Here is a 26582-nt window from a genome sequence, read left to right as displayed (position 1 = left end):
TCCTCAGGCAATGACGCCCAGCTGTTTACCGATGCGGGTAAAGGCTTCCACCGCACGTTCAATTTGTTCAGGCGTATGCGCCGCAGACATCTGGGTGCGGATACGCGCCTGACCTTTTGGCACCACCGGGAAGAAGAACCCGGTGACGTAAATCCCTTCTTTCTGCAGTTCGCGGGCAAATTGCTGCGCGACGACCGCATCGCCCAGCATCACCGGAATGATCGCATGGTCGGCACCGGCGAGGGTGAACCCTGCTGCGCTCATTTTTTCACGGAACAGACGGGCGTTAGACCACAGACGGTCGCGCAGCGCGGCACCGGACTCCACCATCTCCAGCACTTTGATAGAAGCGGCAACAATCGCCGGCGCCAGGGAGTTGGAGAACAGATACGGACGGGAGCGCTGACGCAGCCACTCAACCACCTCTTTACGCGCGGCGGTATAGCCGCCGGACGCGCCGCCGAGCGCTTTGCCCAGCGTACCGGTGATGATATCCACGCGGCCCATCACGTCACAGTATTCGTGCGAACCGCGGCCATTTTCACCGACAAAACCGACCGCGTGAGAGTCATCGACCATCACCAGCGCGTCGTATTTATCCGCCAGGTCGCACACGCCCTTCAGGTTGGCGATCACGCCGTCCATGGAGAACACGCCGTCGGTGGCGATCAGCACGTGGCGAGCACCCGCTTCACGAGCCTCTTTCAGGCGCGCTTCCAGCTCAACCATATCGTTGTTGGCGTAGCGGAAACGCTTCGCTTTACACAGGCGTACGCCGTCGATGATGGAAGCGTGGTTCAGAGCGTCGGAGATGATCGCATCTTCTGCGCCGAGCAGGGTCTCAAACAGACCGCCGTTGGCGTCAAAGCAGGAGGAGTACAGAATCGCGTCTTCCATTCCGAGGAAGCTCGCCAGCTTTTGCTCAAGCTGCTTGTGGCTGTCCTGCGTACCGCAGATAAAGCGTACGGAGGCCATGCCGAAACCGTGGGTGTCCATGCCGTTTTTTGCAGCGGCAATCAGCTCAGGGTGATTTGCGAGACCTAAGTAGTTGTTCGCACAAAAGTTGATCACATGGCTGCCGTCGGCAACGGTGATGTCCGCCTGCTGGGCAGACGTGATAATACGCTCTTCCTTGAACAACCCTTCCGCACGTGCGGTGTCGAGGTCGCTGTTTAACTGTTTGTAAAAATCACCACGCATTGCAATTCTCCAGACTCGGCAAATTTCGGGACATATTACCCAAACCTATAGTTCATGACGAGATGACACGTCATCTCTTGTCGTTTTTGCAGCATAAATCACGCGTACCCCTGCGCTATGTCGGTGAATGGCTGAAGGGCAGCCATACTAATGATATGATAGAGACATTAGCGTCCGGGATTGTCCCCGGGCTCCACACTTCAAAGGTTACAGTTATGATCATCGTTACCGGCGGCGCGGGCTTTATCGGCAGCAATATTGTTAAGGCTCTCAATGACAAAGGCATCACCGACATCCTGGTGGTTGACAACCTGAAAGACGGCACCAAGTTCGTCAACCTGGTGGATCTGAACATCGCTGACTACATGGATAAAGAAGACTTCCTTATCCAGATTATGGCAGGCGAAGAGTTCGGCGAGATCGAAGCTATCTTCCACGAAGGTGCGTGTTCTTCCACCACCGAGTGGGACGGTAAGTACATGATGGACAACAACTATCAGTACTCTAAAGAGCTCCTGCACTACTGCCTGGAGCGTGAAATTCCGTTCCTGTACGCCTCCTCCGCGGCAACCTACGGCGGCCGCACCTCGGACTTCATCGAATCCCGCGAGTATGAGCAGCCGCTGAACGTCTACGGTTACTCTAAATTCCTGTTCGACGAGTACGTGCGTCAGGTTCTACCAGAAGCGAACTCGCAGATCGTCGGTTTCCGCTACTTCAACGTCTACGGACCGCGCGAAGGCCACAAAGGCAGCATGGCGAGCGTGGCGTTCCATCTGAACACCCAGCTGAACAACGGCGAAAGCCCGAAACTGTTCGAAGGCAGCGACGGCTTTAAGCGTGACTTCGTCTACGTGGGTGACGTGGCCGCAGTGAACCTGTGGTTCTGGGAAAACGGCGTATCCGGCATCTTCAACCTGGGCACCGGTCGCGCGGAGTCCTTCCAGGCAGTGGCTGACGCAACGCTGGCGTATCACAAAAAAGGCAGCATCGAGTACATTCCGTTCCCTGACAAGCTGAAAGGCCGTTATCAGGCGTTCACCCAGGCTGACCTGACTAACCTGCGCGCCGCAGGCTACGACAAGCCGTTCAAGACCGTTGCCGAAGGCGTAACGGAATATATGGCCTGGCTGAACCGCGACGCGTAAGTATGAAGATTCTGGTGATCGGCCCGTCATGGGTGGGCGACATGATGATGTCGCAAAGTCTCTATCGCACGCTCAAGGCGCGTTATCCCCAGGCGATAATCGACGTGATGGCACCCGCATGGTGCCGTCCGCTGTTGTCGCGTATGCCTGAAGTGAATGAAGCCATCCCGATGCCGCTCGGCCACGGGGCGCTGGAGATTGGCGAGCGTCGTAAGCTCGGTCATAGCCTGCGCGAGAAGCGCTACGATCGCGCGTATGTCCTGCCAAACTCCTTTAAATCCGCGCTGGTGCCCTTTTTTGCGGGCATCCCTCATCGCACCGGCTGGCGAGGTGAAATGCGCTACGGCCTGCTGAACGACGCGCGAGTGCTGGATAAAGAGGCCTGGCCGCTGATGGTGGAGCGCTATGTGGCGCTGGCCTACGACAAAGGCGTGATGCGCAGTGCGAAAGATCTGCCGCAGCCGCTGCTCTGGCCACAGCTTCAGGTTAATGACGGTGAAAAATCCCAGGCCTGTAGCGCGTTTGGCCTTTCGTCTGAACGCCCGATGATTGGCTTCTGCCCCGGCGCCGAGTTCGGCCCGGCAAAACGCTGGCCGCACTATCACTATGCGGAACTGGCGAAACAGCTGATTGACGAAGGCTACCAGATTGTCCTGTTCGGTTCGGCAAAGGACCACGAGGCAGGCAACGAAATTCTCGCGACCCTCAGTAATGAACAGCAGGCCTGGTGCCGCAATCTGGCAGGCGAAACGCAGCTCGAGCAGGCGGTTATTCTGATTGCCGCCTGTAAGGCTGTGGTCAGCAACGACTCTGGCCTGATGCACGTCGCTGCCGCCCTCAACCGCCCGCTGGTGGCGCTGTATGGCCCAAGCAGCCCGGACTTCACGCCCCCGCTTTCTCATAAAGCGCGCGTCATTCGCCTGATCGCTGGCTACCACAAAGTGCGCAAAGGCGATGCCGCAGATGGCTACCATCAGAGCCTGATCGACATTACGCCAGAGCGCGTTCTCGGAGAGCTTAACGAACTGCTGTTGAGCGAAGAAGGATAACGAATGCGGGTATTAATCGTTAAAACCTCTTCGATGGGCGATGTTCTGCATACGCTGCCGTCGCTGACGGACGCCATGCGGGCCATTCCCGGCATTCGTTTTGACTGGGTTGTTGAAGAAGGCTTCGCGCAGATCCCCACCTGGCATGAAGCGGTTGACCGCGTGATCCCGGTGGCGATTCGCCGCTGGCGCAAAGCGTGGTTCTCCGCTCCGATTAAAGCCGAACGCAAAGCCTTCCGCGAGGCGGTGCAGGCACAGCATTACGACGCAATCATCGACGCACAGGGGCTGGTGAAAAGCGCTGCGCTAGTGACGCGTCTGGCACGAGGCGTAAAGCACGGAATGGACTGGCACACCGCCCGCGAACCGCTGGCGAGCCTGTTCTATAACCGCCGCCACCACATCGCAAAGCAACAGCATGCCGTCGAACGTACCCGCGAGCTGTTTGCAAAAAGCCTCGGCTATGCGAAACCGGAAACCCAGGGCGACTACGCCATTGCACAGCACTTTTTGCGCAATACAGATCCCAGTGCTCAGCCTTATCTTGTCTTCCTGCATGCCACAACGCGCGACGATAAACACTGGCCGGAATCGCACTGGCGAAGCCTGATTGAACTAATGCAACCGATCGGCATCCATATTAAACTGCCCTGGGGCGCTGAACATGAGCGACAGCGTGCAGAGCGTCTGGCAGCAGGCTTTTCACACGTCGAGGTATTGCCGAAACTCACGCTGGCGCAGGTTGCAGCGCAGCTGGCGGGAGCGAATGCTGTTGTTTCCGTTGATACAGGTTTAAGCCATTTAACCGCGGCGCTGGATCGTCCGAATATTACGATTTTTGGTCCGACCGATCCTGGATTGATCGGGGGTTACGGTAAAAACCAGCATCAAATGGTCAGCCCGACCCAGCAAACAAAGGATATCAGCGCAGATGCTATTTTTTCATTTTTACAGGGCAGCCGTTGGCTTTCCAACAGGGATATCTAACGCATGAGTTACGTATTTCTGCTGATTTTACTCTTTCCGGTAAAGCTTATCCGGAAGCTGCTCCGCAAAGAGACAGGTAAAAACCTGGTCATTCAGACAGCAAAAATCGGCGATTTTGTTAATGCAACGCCCCTTCTGGCATACCTGCAAAAAAGCGACGTGCTCATCAGTCGTAGCGTGAGTGCATTGGCAAAGCATGATGAGACGATCGACGAGATTTTTTTTATCGAGCAGCATAAGCGTAACCTCTGGCGAAAGCTGGTCTTTGCCTGTCGGATCATGAACCGCTATGACAATGTCTATCTCCTGCAACCCAATAGCGTGAACCTCTTTTTCGCCTCCGTGTGTAACGCTAAAAATAAACAATTTTTAAGTATTTACACGCGCAGGTGGTATCACGGTATTTTCTATGCAACGGCAGACGGTACTGTTGAACACGGTAGAAAGACGCTATCGGTCACGAACTATCTCAAACTGGCCGATCGCACCTTAACCTGGCAAGACTCGCCAAAGCACGCCACAAAGCCACTTTTCAAACCTGCGACCTATCCGGCAATCCTCGATAAACCCGGCGTGATCCGCATTGGCATCAGCGTAGCAGCCGGAAATAAAGCGAAAACCGTTCCGCCGGTCATCTGGAAGCAAATTGCCGATCGTCTCGCAGACCTGCCCTGCGAATTTTATGTTTTTGGCGCCCCGAATGAACAATCGTGGATGGATGATATCACCCGCGCTTACGGTGAACTGCCCAACTTTATTAATTTGATTGGCAAAATCTCGCTTGAAGAGCTGCCGTGGGCCATCTCAAAAATGGATTGCTATATCGCGTCTGACTCGGGGAATGTCTACATTGCCGATGCGGTCGGAGTACCGGTAATCTTACTGTTCGGGCCTTGCTGCCACTATGAACAGCGCCCGCTGGGCAACGTATTGCTGATTGGTAATGATGACAACATTTGCTCCTATGTTTTTGAAACACGATATTACTTCTCACAGAGCCGGGAAGAACTCTTCGCTGTAACAGACGAAGCGTTACGTGACCTCAAACACTTTATTTGTGAGTTATCAACCATTAACGCAACCGCAAGCTCCTTTGATGCTCCAGGAAACTAATTATTATGGCTTTTCTAAGCATCATTATTGCCGCGCATAATGCCAAAGATACGCTTAACTCCACGTTAGAAAGCCTGCAAAACGCGATTGAAGGTGCGGGCGATGATGTGGAGATCATTATCTTTAACGACAGTTCAAACGACTCAACGCAGGATATTATTGAGGCGTGGCTACCAACGCTTCCGAATGCGCAATCCCGATACGTTGAATACCGTAACGTAGGTCAGGTTCGAAACAGTGCCCTCTCGCTGGCCTCAGGTGAATATATTACCATGCTGGATAGCGATGACCGGATGAAACCGGGCAGCATTAGGGACGCCGTGGCGTTTCTCAAAACAGAGCACCCTGATATGCTCCTGACGCGCCTGCTGGAAATTCGTGACACAAAAAAAATTACAGCCGACTGGCAGGGGTTCTCCCCAGTTGCGTTGTCACAACATGAGGCAATAAAGCGATTCCTGCAGCACAAAGATTTCCAGGCACATCTCATCGGGCAATTCATTCATCGAAAATTGTATGCAAGTAACCCGATCCCTTCGATGGTCTGCTATGAAGATTTCGCCGTATTTCCCGGCATGTTGATGCAGTCGAGTAAAATAGTCTATCAGCGTCAGGGACACTATTATTACATCAAACGTAACGACAGTTTGTCGAGCCGTCTCGACGCCAGTAAAATCGCCACACTGGTTGATTGCACATTGCAAATGGAAAAAACATTCCCTCGTTCTTTTAAGCATCTAGTTAATTGTCACTGGTTTGATATTTACAGTAACCATCGGCAGCATCTGACTGACCTACAGCTCAAACTGGTTAAACAGCGGGTAAATGCACTTTATTCTCTCTCTTTCTTCTTCACCAGAGATGTACGTTTCAGCTACAAAAAAAGGGTCATTGAGGCATTATGGAAAAAGTAAAACTGCGGCTTTATCAGCTTACGCTGATTTTGAGCCTTATATCGCTTGCGCTGGCGCTGCTGAGTTCAGGTAAGCAGCGAGAGTTTTTCTATATTGCGATTTATACCAGCATTATCGGCTTAGCGTGCGAATATAAAAAAATCACAGTGCGTCCTTTTTCTATCGCGCTACCGGTTTTGCTAATAGGCGTTACTAACCTTATTTGGTACATGGTGTATGAGTATCATAGTGAAGGTCTTAACGCTTACAACGATTATCTTAGTGCAAGCAAGAAGTTAATTTTAGCGAGTATCCTCGTCTTCTATCTTGACCGCTTTAAATTTTACATCAATAAATATTCGTTTCAGAAGCTGTTCTTATATTTTGCGGGCATCGGGTTCGTACTAGCCACTGCCTATGGTTTATGGCAGGCATCACAGGGTATGACACGTATTGAGATGGCCATTAATCGCGCGACCGTATCGGCTTATGTTTACTCTGTCTTATCACTGGCTTTCATATACAGCCTTTTTCTTCAAAAAAATACTAAACTGTATATCGTCGCGGGCCTCACTATTTTAACCTCCTGGTATATCATTCTCTTGACAGGCACACGTGCTGCAATGGGTTTGTATTTGCTTCTGGCGATAGTGCTGACACTCTACCACTTCAGAAGAATTCACCTTAAATCGACACTAATATTCTTGTGCATTGTGGCGGGTATTGCCATCGTGAGCTATAAGCCGTTAATCTCTCCCAAGATAACGCAAGCACAGGTCGAAGTTGAGAAATATCAAAGTGGCGTTGACGGCACTTCTCTAGGCTCTCGTTTTACCATGTGGAACGTCGGTATTCAGAATGGGCTTACCCATCCGCTCGGACAATCACTGGAAAATCGGTATGACTGGACGCAGCGTTATATTAATGAAGGGCACCCTAATTTAATCACTGCACTCGGCTATTTAAAAGTACATCTGCACAACGAATTTATCGAAAAATATTCTCTGCAGGGGATCCCCGGCCTGGCGATATTATTCTTTTTCTATATATCGATGATCGGTTATGCACTTAAAAACAGGAATGGCCTGCTGCTGACGACCATGCTTCTTTTATTACTCTATGGTCTGACGGACGTTATACTATTGAGCTCAGAAGCCTTAATCTTCTTTGTCACCGTGTTTGCGCTGAGTACACCTTTTTCGCAAACCCGGCAACGTTAATGATAATGCCCGCCTGGCGGGCATTATTTTTTCTTGTATTGATAAAACTCCGCCAGCGTCATCCCCACCGTCTTATCGGATAACCAGCTAAAGAGCGTTTCTAAATCCTGATACAACCCTTCGATCGCCGCCTCATCTTTAAACGTAGGGCTTCCGCCAGGCATAAATTCCGACGAATGAAGCATAAACTCCACGTACTCACTTCCTTGCGACAGGCATTGTTGTGCGACCTGAATCATTTGCGCCGCATTCTCACCGGATGGTCTTAGCCAGTTGACTGAGGGTGAGCGGTATTTACCGCGAAGCCTATCGTAACCCTGTTTGATTGTGTTCAACCAGGCCGGGTGTTTATACTGAATGCTCATCGGCACTTCGAGTAATGGGCTATTGCCCGCCTGGGAAATATTGTCTAAATCCATGAAATAGGCGTGGTCGGGGAAATGCTGATAATCCGTTCCGCCATTACCCTGCGGGGCGCCTTTCGCATTGCGCCAGTTCACGCGTGGCGTTACGGAGCAATCAACCTGGTAGCCCAGTTCAACGAGTAATTTTGCATAGCGACTGTCAAACGCCCAACGTCCGGCACGGTGGCTTAACATTTTGGTCTGGAAGGTCTCTTCCAGCAGGCGGGTCATGAACAGCACCTTTTCGCGCATCACCTCATCCGAAAATTCAATCAGATAAGGCTGCCAGCGCCAGTCATCACCCGTGAGATCGTGTTCCGGCGGGCTATTCCATGCGTGAAGGTGCATCCCCACTTCCCCCTGACCGCGGGCGATCGCGTCCCTGGCGAATTCGATGAAAACAGGCTCGATCGCCATCTCGTAATTGGTCAGCCACACGGGCTTAAAGCCGAAACGCTCACAAAGCGTCTGAAAACGCGCCAGATAGCGCGCGTTTTCCGTTTTGATGACGCGGTGATTTTGCCAGAGATTATCGCCCTCAGTATCAATTGTGATGATAAACGCTGGTTTGTTCATAATGAGTCCGCAAGACAGGAAAGTTAGCGCTATGTTACGCACTCTCCAAAGCATGAGTAAACCCTTGCTGGGAAATTACTAAGATTATGGAGAAAGAGTGCAAGTCGCTATCAGGTCTATTAGAATTGCCCTTAGTACAACGCCGATAAGATGATGATGAATAACTTACCTGACACACCTGATTTGCGCATTTTACTTATCAAACTCCGCCATCATGGCGACATGTTGCTGACCACTCCCGTCATTAATTCGTTACGTCAAAAATGGCCGCAGGCGCAGATTGATGTCCTGCTGTACGAAGAAACGCGCGATATGCTCGCCGCGCATCCGGCGATCGGTACAATTTATGGAATCGATCGCAAATGGAAGCAGTTGGGCACGTTGAAGCATCTTCAAAAAGAGTGGCAGTTGCTGTGTGCGTTAAGAAATCAGCATTATCATCTGGTGATTAATCTTGCCGATCAATGGCGTAGCGCGATCGTCACCCGCTTCACCGGTGCCCCCGTTCGCCTCGGATTCGCGTTTAACAAACGCAACAGTGCATTCTGGCGTTTTTGTCACACCGATCTGGTCTCTGTCGACGGCCACAAATCCCTGCATACGGTCGAACAGAATCTCTCTATTTTGGCACCATTACCGGTCGTGCCGCAGCCTGCCGTCACCATGGCTTACACCGCAGAAGACTGGGATTATGCGCGTTATAGACTGGCTCAGGCAGGTGTGGGCGACAGCTACATCGTGATCCAGCCGACGTCCCGCTGGTTCTTTAAATGCTGGAGCGAAGACAAAATGGCGCAAACCATTACTGCGCTGCAGCAGGATGGTCATACGGTTGTGCTCACCGCGGGGCCGGATAAAAAAGAGCTGGCGATGATCGATCGCATTCTCGCTGCCGCACCGAAAACCGGCGTCGTTTCGCTGGCAGGCCAGTTGACGCTGCGTCAACTGGCATCGCTTATCGATCATACGCGTCTTTTTATTGGCGTTGACTCCGTTCCAATGCATATGGCCGCCGCGCTGCAAACGCCCTGCGTGGCATTGTTTGGTCCATCAAAACTGACCTTCTGGTCACCGTGGCAGGTTAAAGGGGAAGTGATCTGGGCCGGCGATTACGGCCCGTTGCCCGATCCGGATGCCATTGATACCAAAACGAAAGAACGCTATCTCGACGCCATTCCCGTTGATGCTGTCGTCTCCGCCGCAAGGAGATATCTGTCATGAAACACCATCGTCTGGCCATTGTTCGCCAAAAGTATCGCCCTGATGGCGGAGCGGAACGCTTCGTTTCGCGTGCTCTCACCGCGCTGAGCAATCAGAACCTTGAACTCAACGTCATCACGCGTGAGTGGCAGGGAGAGAAGCAAGACGACTGGCATATCCACATTTGCAATCCTCAAAAATGGGGCCGCATCAGTCGAGAGCGCGGATTTGCACAGGCCGCTCGCGCGCTGTGGCAGCAACAGCAGTTTGATATTGTTCAAAGCCATGAGCGCATCCCGGGTTGTGATATCTATCGCGCGGGTGATGGGGTGCATCGTCGCTGGCTGCTTCAGCGCGCGCGCATTTTACCTGCCTGGCGTGCGCAAATGCTGATGTATGACCGCTATCACCGCTACGTGATGCGTGCGGAACGGGAAATGTATCAGGCGCCTGAGTTAAAAGCCGTAATCTGCAATGCGGAGATGATCAAACGCGAAATCGTTGAAGACTTTGATATTGACGCAAATAAAATTCATGTGATTTATAATTCTATTGATTCCAGCCGTTTCGTTCCAGCCCAGGATGTACAGCGTGCGATGCTGCGCCAACAATTTGGTTTGCCAGCCGATGCCGTTGTGTTCTGTTTCGTAGGCTCAGGGTTTGAACGAAAAGGATTAGCCAGCGCCATACGCGCTATTGCTGGAACATCAGCCTGGCTGATTGTGGTTGGGCAAGATAAAGCAGAAGGTCGTTATCGCGACCTCGCCCGTTCGTTAGGCTGTGAGGGGCAAATCCGTTTTCTGGGGATGCAAAAAGAAACTCTGCCTTTTTATCAGCTATCCGATGGTTTACTGTTGCCAACGCTGTATGATCCCTTTCCTAACGTCATTCTTGAAGCGATGGCCTGCGGCTTGCCCGTCATTACTTCAGAGAGTTGCGGTGGTGCAGAGTTTATTCAACAAGGCCAGAGCGGATTTTATTGTGACGCACTTGATATCAGTACATTGAAGGAAGCGGTAGCCGCCATCCCTTCGCTGGAAAAAAATAACAATATGGGACGAGCAGCACGTGAACGTGTAAAAGACGCCACTCCCGAAAAACTATCAAGTCAGCTTATTACGCTTTATCAAAAATTACTGGATTAAAAATGCGCATCCTAATGATTATTGATGGTTTACCCGGTGGAGGAGCCGAAAAAACGGTTCTCACACTCTCCCGCGGATTAATAGAAATGGGGCATCAGGTCTCTCTATTCTCTCTGCGGAAAGTGTGCGACTACGCCATCCCGGAAGGCATCGATTATCAGGTTGTTCAGGACACATGTAAAAAACCGTGGCGAAAGCTGACGGAAATCCCACGCCGCGCCCACCTGCTGGATCACGCGATTGAGCGCGCTGAGCGCAGCGGCAAATTTGATGTGGTGTTCTCTCACCTGCACAAAACAGACCGCATTGTGGCGCACTGCCGCGCGCTGGAACCTGACAAAGTCTGGTTCTGCGTGCACGGCATGTTCTCGTTTTCCTATCTTCGTCATCGCAGCGGTCTTTCGCGCTGGTTTAAACATCTTAAAATTCGTCATACCTACGAAAACCGCAACGTTGTTGCCGTCTCAGACGCCGTGTTGAAAGATCTTTCCGAGACGCTGGCGCTCAATCTTCGACGCAAAGCGGTTATCCATAATCCTTTCGATATTCCTGAAATACAGCGTCTGGCGGATGCGCCCTTCGAGATGCAGGGAAAGGATTACATCATTCATGTTGGCCGCTTTCATGAGCACAAACGCCATGATCGTCTTTTACGTGCGTTCGCTCTGAGTAAAATTGACACAACGCTGGTCATGATGGGCAATGGATCTGAAGCTCAAATTCAAAAACTCAAGCAGCTTGCTGCCGAGTTGGGTATTGAAAACAAAACGGTTTTCCGCTCGTTCGATTCCAACCCCTATCCCTGGATTAAAGGGGCACGCCTTTTAGTGTTAAGTTCTGACTGCGAAGGTTTTGGTAATGTGCTGGTTGAAGCACTTATCTGCCAGACGCCACCGGTCAGTACAAATTGCCCAGGTGGTCCCGCCGAAATCCTTACCGGAGCCTTGGCGCGCGGGCTGGCAGAGTTAAATGACGAGTCACTGGCAAAAACGCTGGCGGATATTTATACCGCCCCGCCGGTCGTTGGCGAAGCCACCATCGCGCCGTTCGGTATCAATGCCATTTGCCAGCAATATATTGCTCTGGTCGATAATCAAAAATAATCAGGTTTCTTATGCAAAATTCAGCCCCATTGTTAAGCGTGGTGGTTGCCGTTTACAACGGTGAAGTTTTCCTGGATCAGTTCTTTACCTGCCTTGTGAATCAACGCATCGACAGCATGGAAGTCATTATTGTCAATGACGGCTCTACTGACCGCTCGATGGAAATCGTCGAAAACTGGCGAGAAAAACTGCCGCAGATGCAGGTTATAGAACAGCAAAACCAGGGCGTATCCATCGCGCGTAACACCGGTCTGGCCGTTGCGACGGGTCAATATCTCTCTTTCCCGGATATTGATGATGTCTTTAAACCGGGCATGTACCAGCGCCTGCTGGATATGGCCGTCACGCAGGATCTGGACGTTGCCACCTGCAACGGAAACTACGTCTGGGAGAATAACAAGAAACCTTCGCGCCCGATCTTCCCTGAAGACAAACTGGCTTCGACAGGGGTCATGGCTGGCCCTGCGTGGTTAAAAATGGCGCTGGATTCTCGTAAATTCCTTCACGTCACCTGGCTGAACATCTATCGCCACGACTTTATCCGTAAACACGGTTTCCATTTCGAACCCGGCCTACGCCATCAGGATATTCCGTGGACCACCGAAGTGCTGCTCGCGGCAGAGCGGGTTCAGTACACCAGTGAACGTTATTACGACTACTACATTCACTCTGCGTCGGTGTCCCATATGCCGGACAATGACGACACGCTGATTCGTTCCGCGCGTCACTACATGAAAATCCTGCAGATGCTCGATGCGATCAATCAGCGCTATCCGGATAAAGTAAAAGGGATCCCTGCCTGCCACTGGCAAATTGCCAAAGAGGGGCTGGGAATTATTCACACCTTCGACAACATGAAGGATGAGAAGAAGAAATCAATGATTATTAAAGAGTTCTTCGAAACAGGCATCTGGAAACTCATCTGGAAAAGTGCAAAAAGTCCGCGTCTGCGCTGGCGGCTGGGTCGACGTTATTTCCGTTTGAAACGGTATCTGGCATAAGAGATAGCTTTACCTGGCCTAAATGCTTAGAATTTGCCCGCCGAAACTAAAAAAACGGATAATCGCTTGGAATTGTTGTATACCGCTCTGCTCTACATCATTCAGCCACTGGTGTGGCTGAGACTGTTGCTTCGTAGCCGGAAAGCGCCTGCGTATCGTAAACGCTGGGCTGAACGCTATGGCTTCTGCCGCAATAAAGTCGTACCGGACGGTATTTTGCTGCATTCCGTTTCTGTCGGTGAAACGCTGGCGGCGATTCCGCTGGTTCGCGCCCTGCGTCACCGCTACCCTTCGCTGCCAATCACCGTCACGACGATGACGCCGACCGGCTCTGAGCGCGCGTTATCCGCTTTCGGTAAAGACGTGCAGCACGTCTATCTGCCTTATGACCTGCCCTGCGCTATGAATCGTTTCCTCAACACCGTGCGTCCGAAGCTGGTGATCGTGATGGAAACCGAACTGTGGCCGAACATGATTTCCGCTCTGCATGCCCGTAAAATCCCGCTGGTAATTGCTAATGCCCGCCTGTCAGAGCGTTCGGCGAAAGGTTACGGCAAGCTGGGTAAATTTATGCGCCGCCTGCTCAGCAAGATCACGCTGATTGCCGCGCAGAATGAAGAAGATGCAGCACGCTTTATCTCTCTGGGCCTCAAACGCAACCAGCTTGCGGTAACGGGCAGCCTGAAATTTGATATTTCCGTTACCCCTGAACTCGCCGCTCGAGCGATCACTCTGCGTCGCCAGTGGGCCCCACGTCGTCAGGTCTGGATTGCAACCAGTACTCATGATGGCGAAGAAGAGATCATCCTGCAGGCTCACCGCAAGCTGCTGGAAAAATTCCCTGATTTACTGCTGATCCTCGTGCCTCGCCATCCGGAGCGTTTTAAAGATGCCCGTGAAATGGTCCAGAAAGGCGGCTTCAGCTTCACGCTGCGCAGCAGCGGTGAAATCCCTTCCGGCAGCACCCAGGTGGTGATTGGCGATACGATGGGCGAGCTGATGCTGCTGTACGGCATTGCTGACCTCGCGTTTGTCGGCGGCAGCCTGGTCGAGCGCGGCGGTCATAACCCGCTGGAGCCGGCAGCCCACGCCATTCCGGTGCTGATGGGGCCGCACACGTTTAACTTCAAAGATATCTGCGCAAAATTACAGCAGGCCGATGGTTTAATTACCGTGACCGATGCGGATTCGGTGGTTAAAGAGGTATCGACCCTTCTGACTGACGAAGATTATCGCCTGTGGTACGGACGTCATGCCGTCGAAGTGCTGCACCAGAACCAGGGCGCACTGACCCGACTGCTGCAGCTTCTGCAACCTTATCTGCCTCAGCGGAGTCACTGATGTCAACGCGTCTGTCGGTCGTAATGATCGCCAAAAACGCCGCCGATCTGCTTCCGGATTGCCTGGCGTCGGTTGCCTGGGCTGACGAGATAGTCATTCTTGACTCCGGAAGTACGGACCACACGGTGGACGTTGCCCGGGCAGCGGGCGCAAAAGTCTTTATCGACGCTGACTGGCAAGGCTATGGTATTCAACGCCAGCGCGCGCAGGGGTATGCCACAGGTGATTATGTCCTGATGCTCGACACCGACGAGCGCATTACACCGGAGCTTCAGCAGGCCATTCAGGCGGTGCTTTCTTCGCCCCAGCCTGGTGCCGTATACAGCATTGCCCGCCGCAATTACTTCCTTGGCCGTTTTATGCGCCACAGCGGCTGGTATCCTGACCGCGTGATGCGCCTCTACGAGCGCGAGCAGTATCAGTACAACGACAATCTGGTGCATGAATCCCTGAACTGCGATAGCGCCCAGGTGATTCCCCTGACGGGCGATTTGCTGCACCTGACCTGCCGTGATTTCGCAAGCTTTCAGCGTAAACAGCTCAACTATGCAACCGCATGGGCGCAGGAGCGTCACCAGCGCGGCAAGAAGGCCTCGCTGACGGGTATCTTCACCCACACGCTGGGCGCGTTCCTGAAAACGCTGCTGCTGCGTGGTGGCGTCCTGGACGGCAAGCAGGGCTGGTTACTCGCGGTAGTGAATGCCCAGTATACTTTCAACAAATACACCGAGCTGTGGGCGCTCTGCCGCGGCTACTCAGAGAAAACGTGAGCCATGAGCACAAAAGCGATTTATCCGGGTACCTTCGATCCGATCACCAACGGTCATCTTGATATCATCACCCGTGCGGCGTGCATGTTCGACAAGGTGATCCTGGCCATTGCCGCCAGCCCCAGCAAAAAGCCGATGTTTGATCTCAACGAGCGCGTACAGCTCGCCACCGATGCCATTTCGCACCTGCCGAATGTTGAGGTGGTCGGGTTTAGCGACCTGATGGCTAACTTCGCCCGCGCTCAGCAGGCAAACATTCTGATCCGTGGTTTACGCGCGGTGGCAGACTTCGAGTATGAGATGCAGCTGGCACACATGAACCGTCACCTGATGCCGGAGCTGGAGAGCGTGTTCCTGATGCCCTCCAAAGAGTGGTCGTTTATCTCGTCCACGCTGGTAAAAGAGGTGGCGCGTCATCACGGGGACGTTACCCATTTCCTGCCGGTTAACGCCCACCAGGCATTGATGGAAAAGCTAAAGTAACCTTATTTCTGGCACTGACGGCAGTAAAACGTGGCGCGCTGGGCGTGCTTCGTGGCAATCACTGGCGTGCCGCAGACTCTGCACGGTTCGCCTTTACGGCCATATACCTGCAGCTCCTGAGCAAAATAGCCCGGCTTGCCGTCACTTTGCAGGAAGTCCTTCAACGTTGTCCCGCCCTGTTCAATCGAGCGAAGTAATACGGCTTTAATCACCCGGACCAGCAGCTCACACTCCTGCGCCGACAGCGAAGAGGCCAGCCGATCGGGATGGATCCCGGCCGCAAACAGCGATTCGCTGGCATAGATATTCCCCACGCCGACCACCAGCTTGTTATCCATCAGCCAGGGCTTAATTGGGCTTTTCTTCTTCGCACACTTCGCCTTGAGGTATTCCGCGTTAAACGCGTCCGAGAGCGGCTCTGGCCCCAGATGCGCCAGCACGTTATGTCCTTCCAGCTCCTTCGTCCACAGCCACGCGCCAAAGCGCCGTGGGTCGGTGTAACGGAGCACTTTGCCGTTGCTCATCACCAGATCGACGTGGTCGTGCTTTTCCGCAGGCAGTTCTTCGGTAAGAATGCGCAGGCTCCCGGACATCCCCAGGTGGATAATAATCCAGCCGTCGGGCAGCTCCAGCAGCAGGTATTTCGCGCGACGCTGTACGCTAAGGACGGGTTTATCGCTTAACGCGTGGATCTCATCGGACACCGGCCAGCGCAGACGTCCATTGCGGACCACCGCGTGAAGAATTGTTGCGCCGACCAGATGGGGCTCAATGCCGCGACGGCTGGTTTCTACCTCAGGTAATTCAGGCATAGTTCCTCCGTTGAGATACAGAATGCAAAAAACCCCGCAGTTGCGGGGTTTTTCGATACAAGGAGGCTAAAATTATTTGATTTTAGCTTCTTTGTACAGTACGTGCTGGCGTACAACTGGATCGAACTTTTTCAGTTCCAGTTTTTCCGGCTTAGTACGTTTGTTCTTCGTGGTGGTGTAGAAGTGACCTGTACCAGCAGAAGAAACCAGCTTGATTTTCTCGCGAATACCTTTAGCCATGATTTATTTCCTCTTTAAGTACTTAGTACTTTTCGCCACGGGCACGCAGTTCGGACAGAACTGTATCGATGCCTTTCTTATCGATTACACGCATACCTTTAGCAGATACGCGCAGGGTGACAAAACGCTTCTCGCTCTCAACCCAGAAACGGTGAGAGTGCAGGTTCGGCAGGAAACGGCGTTTAGTCGCGTTCAGTGCGTGGGAACGGTTGTTACCGGTCACCGGACGCTTGCCAGTAACTTGGCAGACTCGGGACATGTCTATTCTCCAAAAATCAAATTAGCTCGAGCTTCGTATGGGGTATCGGCGCCTCGTCAGGCTTTACAGCCCGGTCATCGCATAGTTCTAAGTGAACTCTCGATTGCCAGGCCCAAATGCCAAACCCGAGATTCTCAAAGGTGGCGTAGTATACGCTGACTCGGCGGTGTGCTCAAGTCCCGAACAGACAAAGATCCCGATGGATCGCGAGAAATAGCCTAAATCCAGCCATGTTCTGCGAAAGAAATGTACTCACCGCGGCCAATTATCAGATGGTCCAGCACACGAATGTCCATGAATTGACAGCATTTGATAATGCGTTCGGTGATTTCTTTGTCAGCTCTGCTCGGTTCTGCACAGCCAGAGGGGTGATTATGCGCGAGGATCACGCCCGCTGCATTCACTTTTATCGCTTCCCGCACAATTTCACGCGGATGCACCTCAACGTGGCTCAATGTGCCCGCAAAGAGACAGCTATGTTTAAGCACTCGATTTCTGTTATCGACAAAGATCACCATAAAGATCTCGCGTTCAATATCGGTTAACTGACTTTGCAGGAATTCACGCGTCATTTCTGGTGTCAGGATCGGATCTTCCTTCTCCATACGGACATTGTAAAAACGGCGGGCAAGTTCAGCAATGCCCCTCAGCTGGGCATATTTCGCCACACCGATCCCCTCAACGTGCTTAAACTGAGCCAGATCGGCAGTCAGTAAACCGTAAAGCGAACCGAAATGTGCTATCAGCTCTTTTGCCAGCGTAAATACCGTTTTTCCTGGCGTTCCGGTACGTAAAAAGAGCGCCAATAGTTCATCGTCTTTTAACAGAGTGACGCCATAGCGCAGCAGTTTTTCGCGCGGCAGCAGCTCCTCATCCTCTTCTTCCATGCTCTTTCTCCCTTTTTTATCCTCATGCTGCCACAGGCCAATCCGTCGCTCGACGGCCAGATTGCGTTCTTGCGTAGCGCCTCGCAAACTGGTCGAAGGACAAAATCACCCCGATTTGGGGATTGTGATAAAATGCCCGCTCTCTGGTGAAACCCAACAGGAAAGAATCATGATGAGCCTGGCCGGTAAAAAAATCGTTCTTGGCGTGAGCGGCGGCATTGCTGCTTATAAAGCGCCGGAGCTGGTGCGTCGTCTGCGCGAGCGCGGGGCTGAAGTGCGGGTCGCGATAACCGAAGGCGGTAAAGCCTTTATCACTCCCCTGAGCCTGCAGGCCGTTTCAGGATACCCGGTATCTGACAGCCTGCTCGATCCGGCCGCCGAAGCCGCGATGGGCCATATTGAGCTGGGTAAATGGGCAGACCTCGTTATCCTCGCCCCCGCCACGGCTGATTTAATCGCTCGGGTGGCGGCCGGTATGGCAAACGATCTGGTCTCTACCATTTGTCTGGCCACGCCTGCGCCTGTTGCCGTCGTTCCTGCCATGAACCAGCAGATGTACCGTAATGCGGCCACCCAGCACAATCTGGAGACGCTGGCCTCACGCGGCCTGCTTATCTGGGGTCCGGACAGCGGCAGCCAGGCCTGCGGCGACGTTGGCCCGGGTCGCATGCTTGATCCGCTGACGATTGTTGATATGGCCGCAGCCCATTTTTCGCCTGTCAACGATCTGCAACATCTCAACATCATGATTACCGCGGGTCCCACGCGCGAGCCGCTGGATCCGGTGCGCTACATCACTAACCACAGCTCCGGCAAAATGGGCTTTGCGATTGCCGCCGCCGCCGCAAGGCGTGGCGCGAACGTCACGCTGGTGAGCGGCCCGGTATCGCTGCCTACCCCTGCGTTTGTGAAGCGAATTGACGTGACCACTGCTCTGGAGATGGAAGCCGCCGTGCAGGCACATGCGCAAAGCCAGCAGATTTTTATCGGCTGTGCGGCCGTTGCAGACTATCGTGCCGAGACGATCGCCGAGGCTAAAATTAAAAAGCAAGGCGATGAATTAACATTAAAAATGGTTAAAAACCCGGACATTGTTGCCGGAGTCGCCGCACTAAAAAGCCATCGTCCATACGTTGTTGGGTTTGCCGCAGAAACGAATAATGTGGAAGAATATGCCCGGCAAAAACGTACCCGCAAAAACCTCGATTTGATTTGCGCGAACGACGTATCGCTGGCCACACAAGGATTTAACAGCGACAGCAATGCACTGCACCTTTTCTGGCAGGATGGAGATAAAGTCTTACCGCTTGAGCGCAAGGAACTCCTGGGCCAACAATTACTGGACGAGATCGTTACCCGTTATGATGAAAAAAATCGACGTTAAGATTCTGGACCCGCGTGTTGGCGAGCAATTCCCGCTGCCAACCTATGCCACCTCCGGCTCTGCCGGTCTTGACCTGCGCGCCTGTCTCGATGACGCCGTAGAACTGGCTCCGGGTGCCACTACCCTGGTTCCAACGGGCCTGGCGATTCACATTGCTGACCCGTCTCTGGCAGCGGTGATCCTGCCGCGTTCTGGTCTGGGCCATAAGCACGGCGTTGTGCTGGGTAATCTGGTGGGCCTGATCGACTCCGACTACCAGGGCCAGCTGATGGTCTCCGTCTGGAACCGTGGTCAGGACAGCTTCACCATTGAACCGGGCGAGCGTATCGCACAGATGGTCTTTGTACCGGTGGTACAGGCAGAATTTAACCTGGTGGCAGACTTTGACGCCACCGACCGTGGCGAAGGCGGCTTCGGCCATTCCGGGCGTAAATAACGGCCCGAAAGACACGTATCTCACAGCGTCATAATGCAATAACAAACCGCAAACGTCAGTTTGCGGTCGCTGTGTGGATGCCAGCCTGGCAAGTGCTTATTTTCAGGGGTATTTTGTAACATGGCAGAAAAACAAACCGCGAAAAGGAATCGTCGCGAAGAAATACTTCAATCTCTGGCTCTGATGCTTGAATCCAGCGATGGCAGTCAACGCATCACCACCGCTAAACTGGCCGCCTCCGTAGGCGTGTCTGAGGCGGCGCTTTACCGTCATTTTCCGAGCAAGACCCGGATGTTCGATAGCCTGATCGAGTTTATTGAAGACAGCCTGATCACGCGCATCAACCTGATTCTGAAAGACGAAAAAGACACCACCGCGCGTCTGCGTCTGATTGTGCTGTTAATTCTGGGCTTCGGTGAACGGAATCCGGGCTTAACCCGTATCCTCACCGGCCACGCGCTGATGTTTGAGCAGGACAGACTGCAGGGCCGCATTAACCAGCTTTTCGAACGCATTGAAGCGCAGCTGCGCCAGGTACTGCGCGAGAAGAAAATGCGTGAAGGCGAAGGATACAGCATTGATGAAACGCTGCTGGCTAGCCAGATTCTGGCGTTTTGTGAAGGGATGCTCTCCCGCTTTGTGCGTAGCGAATTCAAATACCGTCCAACGGACGATTTTGACGCCCGCTGGCCGTTAGTGGCGGCACAATTACAGTAACGCCAACGCCGGATGGCGGCTTCGCCTTAACCGGCCTACGAACGGGTAGGCCCGGTAAGCGTAGCACCACCGGGCAATTTAATTACACCCCGAACTCTTCCCGGTACGCACGTACCGCTGCAAGATGGTCCGCCATCTCAGGCTTCTCTTCCAGATACGCAATCAGCTCTTTCAGGGTGATAATCGACGTAACTTTACAGCTGTAATCGCGCTCAACTTCCTGAATAGCGGAAATTTCACCACGACCACGCTCCTGTCGATCCAGAGAAATCAGCACGCCAGCAAGCGTCGCACCGTTGGCCTGAATAATCTCCATCGATTCGCGGATCGCCGTGCCCGCGGTGATCACGTCATCGACCAGCATGACGCGGCCCTGCAGCGCGCTGCCGACCAGATTCCCGCCTTCACCGTGGGTTTTGGCCTCTTTGCGGTTAAAGCAGTACGGCACGTCGCGGTCATGGTGTTCCGCCAGCGCCACCGCGGTGGTGGTCGCAATTGGAATGCCTTTATAGGCCGGGCCAAACAGCAGGTCAAAATCAATCCCTGAATCTACCAGCGCTTCGGCATAGAAACGGCCTAACAATGCCAGATCGCGCCCGGTATTAAACAGCCCGGCGTTGAAGAAATAGGGACTCTTACGCCCGGATTTCAGCGTAAATTCGCCAAACTTAAGTACCTGCTTGTTAAGCGCAAACTCAATAAACTGGCGCTGATACGATTTCATGGATTTGCTCCTTTGGTTTTCTGTCTTACAGGCAAAAAAAAGGCGACTCATTGGTCGCCTTTAAAATCAATTTTCTAACGCCGCTTTCTGCGTCGTTACAATGGATTCGATTCCCCCTCGGGCCAACGCCAGCAGGGAGAGAAGCTCTTCGTGGGTGAACGGCTCGCCTTCCGCCGTGCCCTGTACTTCAATGATGCGACCGTCTTCGGTCATCACCACGTTCATGTCGGTTTCGGCTGCGGAATCTTCAACGTATTCCAGATCGCAAAGCGCTTCACCGTTAACGATACCCACGGAAACCGCCGCGACCATGCCTTTCATTGGGTTGGTTTTCAGCTTACCGGCCGCAACCAGCTTATTCAGAGCATCCGCCAGCGCCACGCATGCGCCAGTAATGGAGGCCGTACGCGTACCGCCGTCTGCCTGAATCACATCGCAGTCCAGCGTGATGGTGAATTCGCCGAGGATTTTCAGATCAACGGCGGCGCGCAGCGCACGCGCGATCAGACGCTGAATCTCCATGGTACGACCGCCCTGCTTACCCTTTGCCGCTTCACGGGCATTACGGGTATGGGTCGCACGCGGCAGCATGCCGTACTCTGCGGTGATCCAGCCCTGGCCCTGGCCTTTAAGGAAGCGCGGAACGCCTTCTTCGATGGACGCGGTGCACAGAACCTTTGTGTCACCAAACTCAACCAGCACGGAGCCTTCAGCGTGTTTTGTATAGTTACGGGTCAGGGTGACGGGACGCACCTGATTGGCGCTACGACCTGATGGACGCATGATGGATTCTCCGGCTTGAAACGAATGTGGCTGCGCATTATACGGATAAAGGGCGCTTATTCCTATCCTGAGAAGCCCCCGAAAGCTATAATCCCCCCATCTCTCCTTTAAAAACGGGAATGTCTATGATCCGCAGTATGACCGCCTACGCCCGGCGTGAAATCAAGGGTAGCTGGGGTAGCGCCACATGGGAAATGCGCTCGGTAAACCAGCGTTACCTGGAAACGTATTTCCGTATGCCGGAGCAGTTCCGCAGCCTTGAGCCTGTCGTACGTGAACGCATCCGTACGCGACTGACGCGCGGGAAAGTGGAATGTAATCTGCGCTTTGAGCCTGATGCCAGCGCCCAGGGCGAACTCATCCTCAACGAAAAACTGGCGAAACAGCTCGTGAATGCTGCGAACTGGGTCAAAATGCAGAGCGATGAAGGCGAAATCAACCCGGTTGATATTCTGCGCTGGCCTGGCGTCATGGCGGCCGGTGAGCAGGATCTGGATGCCATTGCCGCTGAAATCCTGGCAGCCCTCGACGGAACGCTGGACGACTTTATCGTTGCCCGCGAAACCGAAGGACAGGCGCTGAAAGCGATGATTGAGCAGCGCCTTGAAGGCGTGAGCACCGAAGTAGCCAAAGTCCGCACCCATATGCCGGAAGTCCTGCAATGGCAGCGCGAGCGCCTTGTCGCCAAACTGGAAGAAGCGGAAGTTCAGCTGGAAAACACCCGTCTGGAACAAGAGCTGGTGCTGATGGCACAGCGTATCGACGTCGCTGAAGAGCTGGACCGTCTGGAAGCGCACGTTAAAGAAACCTACAACATTCTGAAGAAGAAAGAAGCTGTGGGCCGCCGTCTGGACTTTATGATGCAGGAGTTTAACCGCGAGTCGAACACCCTGGCGTCTAAGTCGATCAATGCAGAAGTGACGAATTCAGCGATTGAGCTTAAAGTGCTGATTGAGCAGATGCGCGAGCAGATTCAGAATATCGAGTAATGCCTTTCGGGTGGTGTCGACCGCACCACCCATTATTATTTCTAATCCATATCAACGTCATTTTTTACGCATTACCGCCTATCATCAAGCCTGCTCAGGATAGATTAATAAGATTTTATAGGGCAAAATGACTCGCCTTAGAAAATCTCAATCGTGATCTTGCGCACAAATCGCTAATCTCCTCCGCGTTCACACCGGAGGGTATATGCTGCTTCACATCCTTTATCTCATTGGCATCACCGCAGAAGCCATGACCGGCGCGCTTGCCGCCGGACGTCGCCGTATGGATACCTTCGGCGTAATCATTATTGCTACCGCGACCGCGCTGGGCGGCGGTTCCGTGCGCGATATTCTGCTTGGCCATTACCCGCTCGGCTGGGTTAAACACCCTGAGTATGTGATTATCGTGGCGACGGCCGCTGTATTAACCACCATAGTGGCGCCCGTTATGCCCCATCTTCGCCGCCTGTTCCTGGTGCTTGATGCGCTGGGGCTGATTGTCTTTTCGATCATCGGTGCGCAAATCGCGCTCGATATGGGGGAAGGACCGGTTATCGCTACCATTGCCGCCGTGGTCACGGGCGTTTTCGGCGGTGTGCTGCGCGATATGTTCTGCAAGCGCATTCCCCTGGTCTTTCAAAAAGAACTGTATGCCGGCATCTCCTTTGCGGCAGCGGTGCTTTATATCGCCCTACAGCATTACGTTTCTAACCATGACGTGGTGGTCATCTCGACGCTGCTGTTTGGCTTTACGGCCCGCATGCTGGCGCTGCGTCTGAAGCTCGGGCTGCCCGTTTTTCATTACAAACACAGCGCCCACTAGCTTCAAAACCCGTTGATGTGTTGTTCAGCGAGCCATTTCGCCATCACATCAATCTGAGGCGCGTGCATCCAGTTAACGATTTGCCGCGCTTTCTCCTCTCCCGTTCCCGGCAGGGTCTGCCAGTCCTTTGCGTTGCGCCCGCTCATCTTCAGCCACGATATGTCTCCCATTGCCTTCAGCGAAGCCTGGGTCAATGGCACACCCATTGCCATGAGCCAACGGATAAACGGCTTCTCACGCACCAGATTAAATCGGTGCCAGAGCGCCAGCCCGCGTGCTGAGGAAAACCCCGGTGTAGCCTGCAGCTGCGCCTGCGTTAATAACAGCCATGAAAAGAGATGTTCAAAATGATGCGCCTGCCAAAGGGTTCGCCAGCCTGACTCGCCTAATCCTTCAATATCAAACACCTGCTTTGAGCTGAGCCACGTCAGCCGGGCAAAGAACTGCTCCATACACTCCGGCGAAGCATAGAAACAGCTAAGCGCATGATAACGCGAGGCGGGAGGCTCAGGTTTATGTCTGTCCGTACCGCGCCAGACCACCTTATCAAACCGGGGAATACCCTGTCCGGCCAGGCTGATCTGGATCTGATCCCCCGCGGCAATATCCAGCCGCTGCCAGCGCTCAACCGAGCCCAGACTCACCCGCTGCACCTGTTTATCATCTAGCTGCACGGGTTCCAGCGCTGCTACAACGGAAATTTTCCCCGTTCTCCCTACGGAAAAATGAATATGGCTCACCTCAGCGACCTGGGCTGCAGGAGGATATTTCCACGCAACGACCCAGTTGCCTTCTCCCGGTAACCAATCTTCTCCCTCGGGTTCATCCGCCGAACGCACCACAATGCCATCCGTGGCAAAGGGTAATGCTGTTACCTGCCAGGCCGCGCGCTGTTTCTCGACGGCATCAACAGATTCGGCGGGAAGCGTATACCGTGCCGACAGCGTAAAACCGGCCTGAGACAGTTCAGCTAAAGATGTCTGCATATTTTTCGGCCCATCCGGCCAGGCCCAGATGAATACGCCGAGCTTATTCAATAGCGCGTTATCCTTTTGGCGCATCATCGCACCCGCAACCTTTGCGCGAGCGTTCATCCCACCCATCTGCCGCTGTATGTGATTTTCGCTTAACCAGAAAAGCTCGCCCTGTAAGATGCTGTTCGCCAGCTTGCCGGTGAGCTTTTGCGGAACAGACGGGATTAAACGCACCTTCCCGGTCCAGTCTTCCCCTTTCAGGCCATCACCGCGACTGATGGCCTGGGTTAACTTTCCTTCACGATAGACCAGCGTTACCGCCACACCGTCAACTTTGGGCTGCATCCACAGCTGTTGCCGCGCACGCATCCACTTGCTCAGTTCCTCTTTGCTGGCCAACTTATGTACGCCCGTATGGGCAACGGGATGTTTTATGCTCCCCGTCAGCGCGGGGAGTTTCTCTTCTGAAGGCTCACTGCCAAAACAGCGCTGCCACTGCGTTAAACGCCCGTGAAGCTGATCGTAAACCTCGTCGTTAACCTCGCTCACGCCCTGCTTCCAGTAAACCTCATCCCAGCGTTTGATTTGCGCGCTTAACGACGCCATCTCTTTCTCTGCTTTTGCCTGCGACCAGACCGGACATACCGCCGCGCCATAGCCACACCACAACAGCATTAACCCGCTTATCCATCGCCACATCGCTACCCCTCCTTTGCGTTGCAGGAGGTATACCCCGATGCCTGAAACAACTCTAACGGCAACGTTTCGTAATGCGAGACGCTATCCGGTATTTCTTTTGGTTACTGAAAACCACAGATAAAACCTGAAAACGGCACGCAAAATTCAATAATCGAGGGGAAAAAGTGTGACAAAGGCTACGTCACACGGCGGTGACGTGTATAATAAGCCCGTATGTAGGACTTCTTCGTTAACACATACAAAAGACTCTCATGGCTCAAGGCACGCTTTATATTGTTTCTGCCCCTAGTGGCGCGGGTAAATCCAGCCTTATTCAGGCACTGTTAAAAACCCAACCGTTGTACGACACACAGGTTTCTGTTTCTCACACCACGCGAGCGCCGCGTCCGGGTGAAGTGCACGGTGAACACTATTTCTTTGTGGATCACGACGAATTCAGAGCGATGATCGGCAGAGACGCGTTTCTTGAACACGCTGAAGTATTCGGTAATTACTACGGTACCTCGCGTGAAACTATTGAGCAGGTTCTGGCCACTGGCGTGAATGTGTTCCTGGATATCGACTGGCAGGGCGCACAGCAAATTCGCAAGAAAATGCCTGACTCGCGCAGTATCTTTATTTTACCGCCATCGAAAGATGAGCTGGATCGCCGCCTGCGTGGCCGCGGTCAGGACAGCGAAGAAGTCATCGCAAAGCGTATGGAACAGGCTGTTGCAGAAATGAGCCATTACGCGGAATATGATTACCTTATTGTGAATGATGATTTTGATGCCGCGCTGAGCGATCTCAAAACCATTCTTCGTGCAGAACGTCTGCGTATGAGCCGCCAGAAGCAGCGACATGACGCATTAATCACCAAACTGTTGGCAGACTGAACCCACTTTCAGTATCATGCCCAGTCATTTCTTCACCTGTGGAGCATTTTAAGTATGGCACGCGTAACTGTTCAGGACGCTGTAGAGAAAATTGGTAACCGTTTTGACCTGGTACTGGTCGCCGCGCGTCGCGCTCGTCAGATGCAGGTAGGCGGTAAAGATCCGCTGGTACCGGAAGAAAACGATAAAACCACCGTTATTGCACTTCGCGAAATCGAAGAAGGTCTGATCAACAACCAGATCCTCGACGTGCGTGAGCGCCAGGAGCAGCAAGAGCAGGAAGCCGCAGAACTGCAGGCCGTAACCGCTATTGCTGAAGGTCGTCGTTAATTAAACCTGCGGGTCGC

The 26582-nt window shown here is 53.2% G+C and carries 29 protein-coding genes; 20 read left to right on the top strand and 9 right to left on the bottom strand.

The features are described from left to right. Nucleotides 1-3: 3 nt before the first annotated feature. Nucleotides 4-1200, bottom strand: a complete 1197-nt coding sequence (gene kbl, locus V1587_RS03345; protein WP_371899104.1) for a glycine C-acetyltransferase — start codon at nt 1198-1200, stop codon at nt 4-6. Nucleotides 1201-1415: 215 nt separating this feature from the next. Here kbl and rfaD point away from each other — a divergent pair, with 215 nt between their 5' ends. Genes rfaD through V1587_RS03315 form a run of 6 tightly spaced genes read left to right on the top strand, consistent with a single transcriptional unit; the run spans nt 1416 to nt 7610 of the window. Beyond that, nucleotides 1416-2348, top strand: a complete 933-nt coding sequence (rfaD, locus tag V1587_RS03340; RefSeq protein WP_013094908.1) for an ADP-glyceromanno-heptose 6-epimerase — start codon at nt 1416-1418, stop codon at nt 2346-2348. A 2-nt stretch (nt 2349-2350) separates the two neighbouring features. Beyond that, on the top strand, nt 2351-3397 hold the full coding sequence (gene rfaF / locus V1587_RS03335; protein WP_371899103.1) for an ADP-heptose--LPS heptosyltransferase RfaF: 1047 nt from the start codon (nt 2351-2353) through the stop codon (nt 3395-3397). Between the two features lie 3 nt (nt 3398-3400). Next, nucleotides 3401-4384, top strand: a complete 984-nt coding sequence (gene rfaC, locus V1587_RS03330) for a lipopolysaccharide heptosyltransferase RfaC (protein ID WP_371899102.1) — start codon at nt 3401-3403, stop codon at nt 4382-4384. Nucleotides 4385-4387: 3 nt separating this feature from the next. Then, nucleotides 4388-5497: a glycosyltransferase family 9 protein gene (locus V1587_RS03325; protein WP_371899101.1), complete on the top strand. Its 1110-nt coding sequence runs from the start codon at nt 4388-4390 to the stop codon at nt 5495-5497. A gap of 5 nt (nt 5498-5502) precedes the next feature. After that, a complete protein-coding gene (locus tag V1587_RS03320; protein WP_371899100.1) occupies nt 5503-6411 on the top strand; it encodes a glycosyltransferase family 2 protein in 909 nt (302 codons plus the stop codon). After that, nucleotides 6399-7610, top strand: a complete 1212-nt coding sequence (locus V1587_RS03315; RefSeq protein ID WP_371899099.1) for an O-antigen ligase family protein — start codon at nt 6399-6401, stop codon at nt 7608-7610. The genes V1587_RS03320 and V1587_RS03315 overlap by 13 nt, the downstream gene beginning before the upstream one ends. Before the next feature lie 23 nt (nt 7611-7633). Here V1587_RS03315 and V1587_RS03310 read toward each other — a convergent pair whose 3' ends face one another. After that, nucleotides 7634-8590: a polysaccharide deacetylase family protein gene (locus V1587_RS03310; protein ID WP_371899098.1), complete on the bottom strand. Its 957-nt coding sequence runs from the start codon at nt 8588-8590 to the stop codon at nt 7634-7636. 150 nt (nt 8591-8740) lie between these two features. On the opposite strand from V1587_RS03310, the gene rfaQ reads away from it, so the two are divergent. The 7 genes from rfaQ (at nt 8741) to coaD (ending at nt 15633) form a co-directional block, all read left to right on the top strand. Beyond that, nucleotides 8741-9811, top strand: a complete 1071-nt coding sequence (gene rfaQ, locus V1587_RS03305; protein WP_371899097.1) for a putative lipopolysaccharide heptosyltransferase III — start codon at nt 8741-8743, stop codon at nt 9809-9811. Then, nucleotides 9808-10935, top strand: coding sequence for a glycosyltransferase family 4 protein (locus V1587_RS03300; RefSeq protein WP_371899096.1), 1128 nt, complete (start codon nt 9808-9810; stop codon nt 10933-10935). Before rfaQ ends, V1587_RS03300 begins: the two co-directional genes overlap by 4 nt. Nucleotides 10936-10937: 2 nt before the next feature. After that, the gene (locus tag V1587_RS03295) at nt 10938-12038 is read left to right on the top strand and encodes a glycosyltransferase (protein WP_371899095.1); all 1101 of its coding nucleotides are present in this window, start codon (nt 10938-10940) and stop codon (nt 12036-12038) included. Nucleotides 12039-12049: 11 nt separating this feature from the next. Further along, nucleotides 12050-13039: a glycosyltransferase gene (locus V1587_RS03290; RefSeq protein WP_371899094.1), complete on the top strand. Its 990-nt coding sequence runs from the start codon at nt 12050-12052 to the stop codon at nt 13037-13039. 66 nt (nt 13040-13105) lie between these two features. After that, the gene (gene waaA / locus V1587_RS03285; protein WP_029740803.1) at nt 13106-14380 is read left to right on the top strand and encodes a lipid IV(A) 3-deoxy-D-manno-octulosonic acid transferase; all 1275 of its coding nucleotides are present in this window, start codon (nt 13106-13108) and stop codon (nt 14378-14380) included. Beyond that, nucleotides 14380-15150, top strand: a complete 771-nt coding sequence (locus V1587_RS03280; protein ID WP_371899093.1) for a glycosyltransferase family 2 protein — start codon at nt 14380-14382, stop codon at nt 15148-15150. The genes waaA and V1587_RS03280 overlap by 1 nt, the downstream gene beginning before the upstream one ends. Before the next feature lie 3 nt (nt 15151-15153). Then, the gene (gene coaD / locus V1587_RS03275; protein ID WP_371899092.1) at nt 15154-15633 is read left to right on the top strand and encodes a pantetheine-phosphate adenylyltransferase; all 480 of its coding nucleotides are present in this window, start codon (nt 15154-15156) and stop codon (nt 15631-15633) included. Nucleotides 15634-15635: 2 nt separating this feature from the next. On the opposite strand, the gene mutM is transcribed toward coaD, so the two are convergent. The 4 genes from mutM to radC all read right to left on the bottom strand — a co-directional run bounded on the left by mutM (nt 15636) and on the right by radC (nt 17831). After that, nucleotides 15636-16445, bottom strand: coding sequence for a bifunctional DNA-formamidopyrimidine glycosylase/DNA-(apurinic or apyrimidinic site) lyase (gene mutM, locus V1587_RS03270; RefSeq protein ID WP_023309890.1), 810 nt, complete (start codon nt 16443-16445; stop codon nt 15636-15638). 72 nt (nt 16446-16517) lie between these two features. Continuing rightward, nucleotides 16518-16685: a 50S ribosomal protein L33 gene (gene rpmG, locus V1587_RS03265; RefSeq protein ID WP_003024094.1), complete on the bottom strand. Its 168-nt coding sequence runs from the start codon at nt 16683-16685 to the stop codon at nt 16518-16520. Nucleotides 16686-16707: 22 nt separating this feature from the next. Then, nucleotides 16708-16944 (bottom strand): 50S ribosomal protein L28, encoded by a 237-nt coding sequence (gene rpmB / locus V1587_RS03260; RefSeq protein WP_002436699.1) that lies wholly within the window; start codon nt 16942-16944, stop codon nt 16708-16710. Nucleotides 16945-17162: 218 nt separating this feature from the next. Next, nucleotides 17163-17831, bottom strand: coding sequence for a DNA repair protein RadC (gene radC / locus V1587_RS03255; RefSeq protein WP_023309889.1), 669 nt, complete (start codon nt 17829-17831; stop codon nt 17163-17165). Between the two features lie 172 nt (nt 17832-18003). Between radC and coaBC the strand changes: the two genes are divergently transcribed. The 3 genes from coaBC to slmA all read left to right on the top strand — a co-directional run bounded on the left by coaBC (nt 18004) and on the right by slmA (nt 20368). After that, complete coding sequence (gene coaBC / locus V1587_RS03250) at nt 18004-19215, top strand: bifunctional phosphopantothenoylcysteine decarboxylase/phosphopantothenate--cysteine ligase CoaBC (RefSeq protein ID WP_371899151.1); 1212 nt, start codon at nt 18004-18006, stop codon at nt 19213-19215. Then, complete coding sequence (dut, locus tag V1587_RS03245) at nt 19193-19651, top strand: dUTP diphosphatase (RefSeq protein WP_008502691.1); 459 nt, start codon at nt 19193-19195, stop codon at nt 19649-19651. The genes coaBC and dut overlap by 23 nt, the downstream gene beginning before the upstream one ends. A 120-nt stretch (nt 19652-19771) precedes the next feature. Beyond that, complete coding sequence (gene slmA / locus V1587_RS03240; RefSeq protein WP_008502690.1) at nt 19772-20368, top strand: nucleoid occlusion factor SlmA; 597 nt, start codon at nt 19772-19774, stop codon at nt 20366-20368. Between the two features lie 82 nt (nt 20369-20450). Here the strand turns inward: slmA and pyrE are convergent, their stop codons facing one another. Together pyrE and rph are read right to left on the bottom strand one after the other, a co-directional pair. Then, entirely contained in the window at nt 20451-21092 is a 642-nt protein-coding gene (pyrE, locus tag V1587_RS03235) for an orotate phosphoribosyltransferase (RefSeq protein WP_193805431.1), read from the bottom strand. A 66-nt stretch (nt 21093-21158) separates the two neighbouring features. Beyond that, the gene (gene rph, locus V1587_RS03230; RefSeq protein ID WP_010426431.1) at nt 21159-21875 is read right to left on the bottom strand and encodes a ribonuclease PH; all 717 of its coding nucleotides are present in this window, start codon (nt 21873-21875) and stop codon (nt 21159-21161) included. A gap of 125 nt (nt 21876-22000) precedes the next feature. Between rph and V1587_RS03225 the strand changes: the two genes are divergently transcribed. Then, nucleotides 22001-22864, top strand: a complete 864-nt coding sequence (locus V1587_RS03225; protein ID WP_023309886.1) for a YicC/YloC family endoribonuclease — start codon at nt 22001-22003, stop codon at nt 22862-22864. A gap of 205 nt (nt 22865-23069) precedes the next feature. Beyond that, a complete protein-coding gene (locus tag V1587_RS03220) occupies nt 23070-23687 on the top strand; it encodes a trimeric intracellular cation channel family protein (protein WP_023334014.1) in 618 nt (205 codons plus the stop codon). Nucleotides 23688-23689: 2 nt separating this feature from the next. On the opposite strand, the gene ligB is transcribed toward V1587_RS03220, so the two are convergent. Further along, nucleotides 23690-25360 carry an NAD-dependent DNA ligase LigB gene (ligB, locus tag V1587_RS03215; protein ID WP_371899091.1) on the bottom strand — a complete coding sequence of 557 codons (1671 nt, stop codon included), beginning with the start codon at nt 25358-25360 and terminating at the stop codon, nt 23690-23692. Nucleotides 25361-25611: 251 nt separating this feature from the next. On the opposite strand from ligB, the gene gmk reads away from it, so the two are divergent. Next, the gene (gene gmk, locus V1587_RS03210) at nt 25612-26235 is read left to right on the top strand and encodes a guanylate kinase (protein ID WP_010426438.1); all 624 of its coding nucleotides are present in this window, start codon (nt 25612-25614) and stop codon (nt 26233-26235) included. Between the two features lie 54 nt (nt 26236-26289). Further along, complete coding sequence (gene rpoZ / locus V1587_RS03205; RefSeq protein WP_000135058.1) at nt 26290-26565, top strand: DNA-directed RNA polymerase subunit omega; 276 nt, start codon at nt 26290-26292, stop codon at nt 26563-26565. Nucleotides 26566-26582: the final 17 nt, after the last annotated feature.

Source organism: Enterobacter sp. ECC-249 (assembly GCF_043965265.1).
Lineage (GTDB): Bacteria > Pseudomonadota > Gammaproteobacteria > Enterobacterales > Enterobacteriaceae > Enterobacter > Enterobacter quasiroggenkampii.
This window is presented reverse-complemented; position numbering and strand designations above follow the sequence as displayed.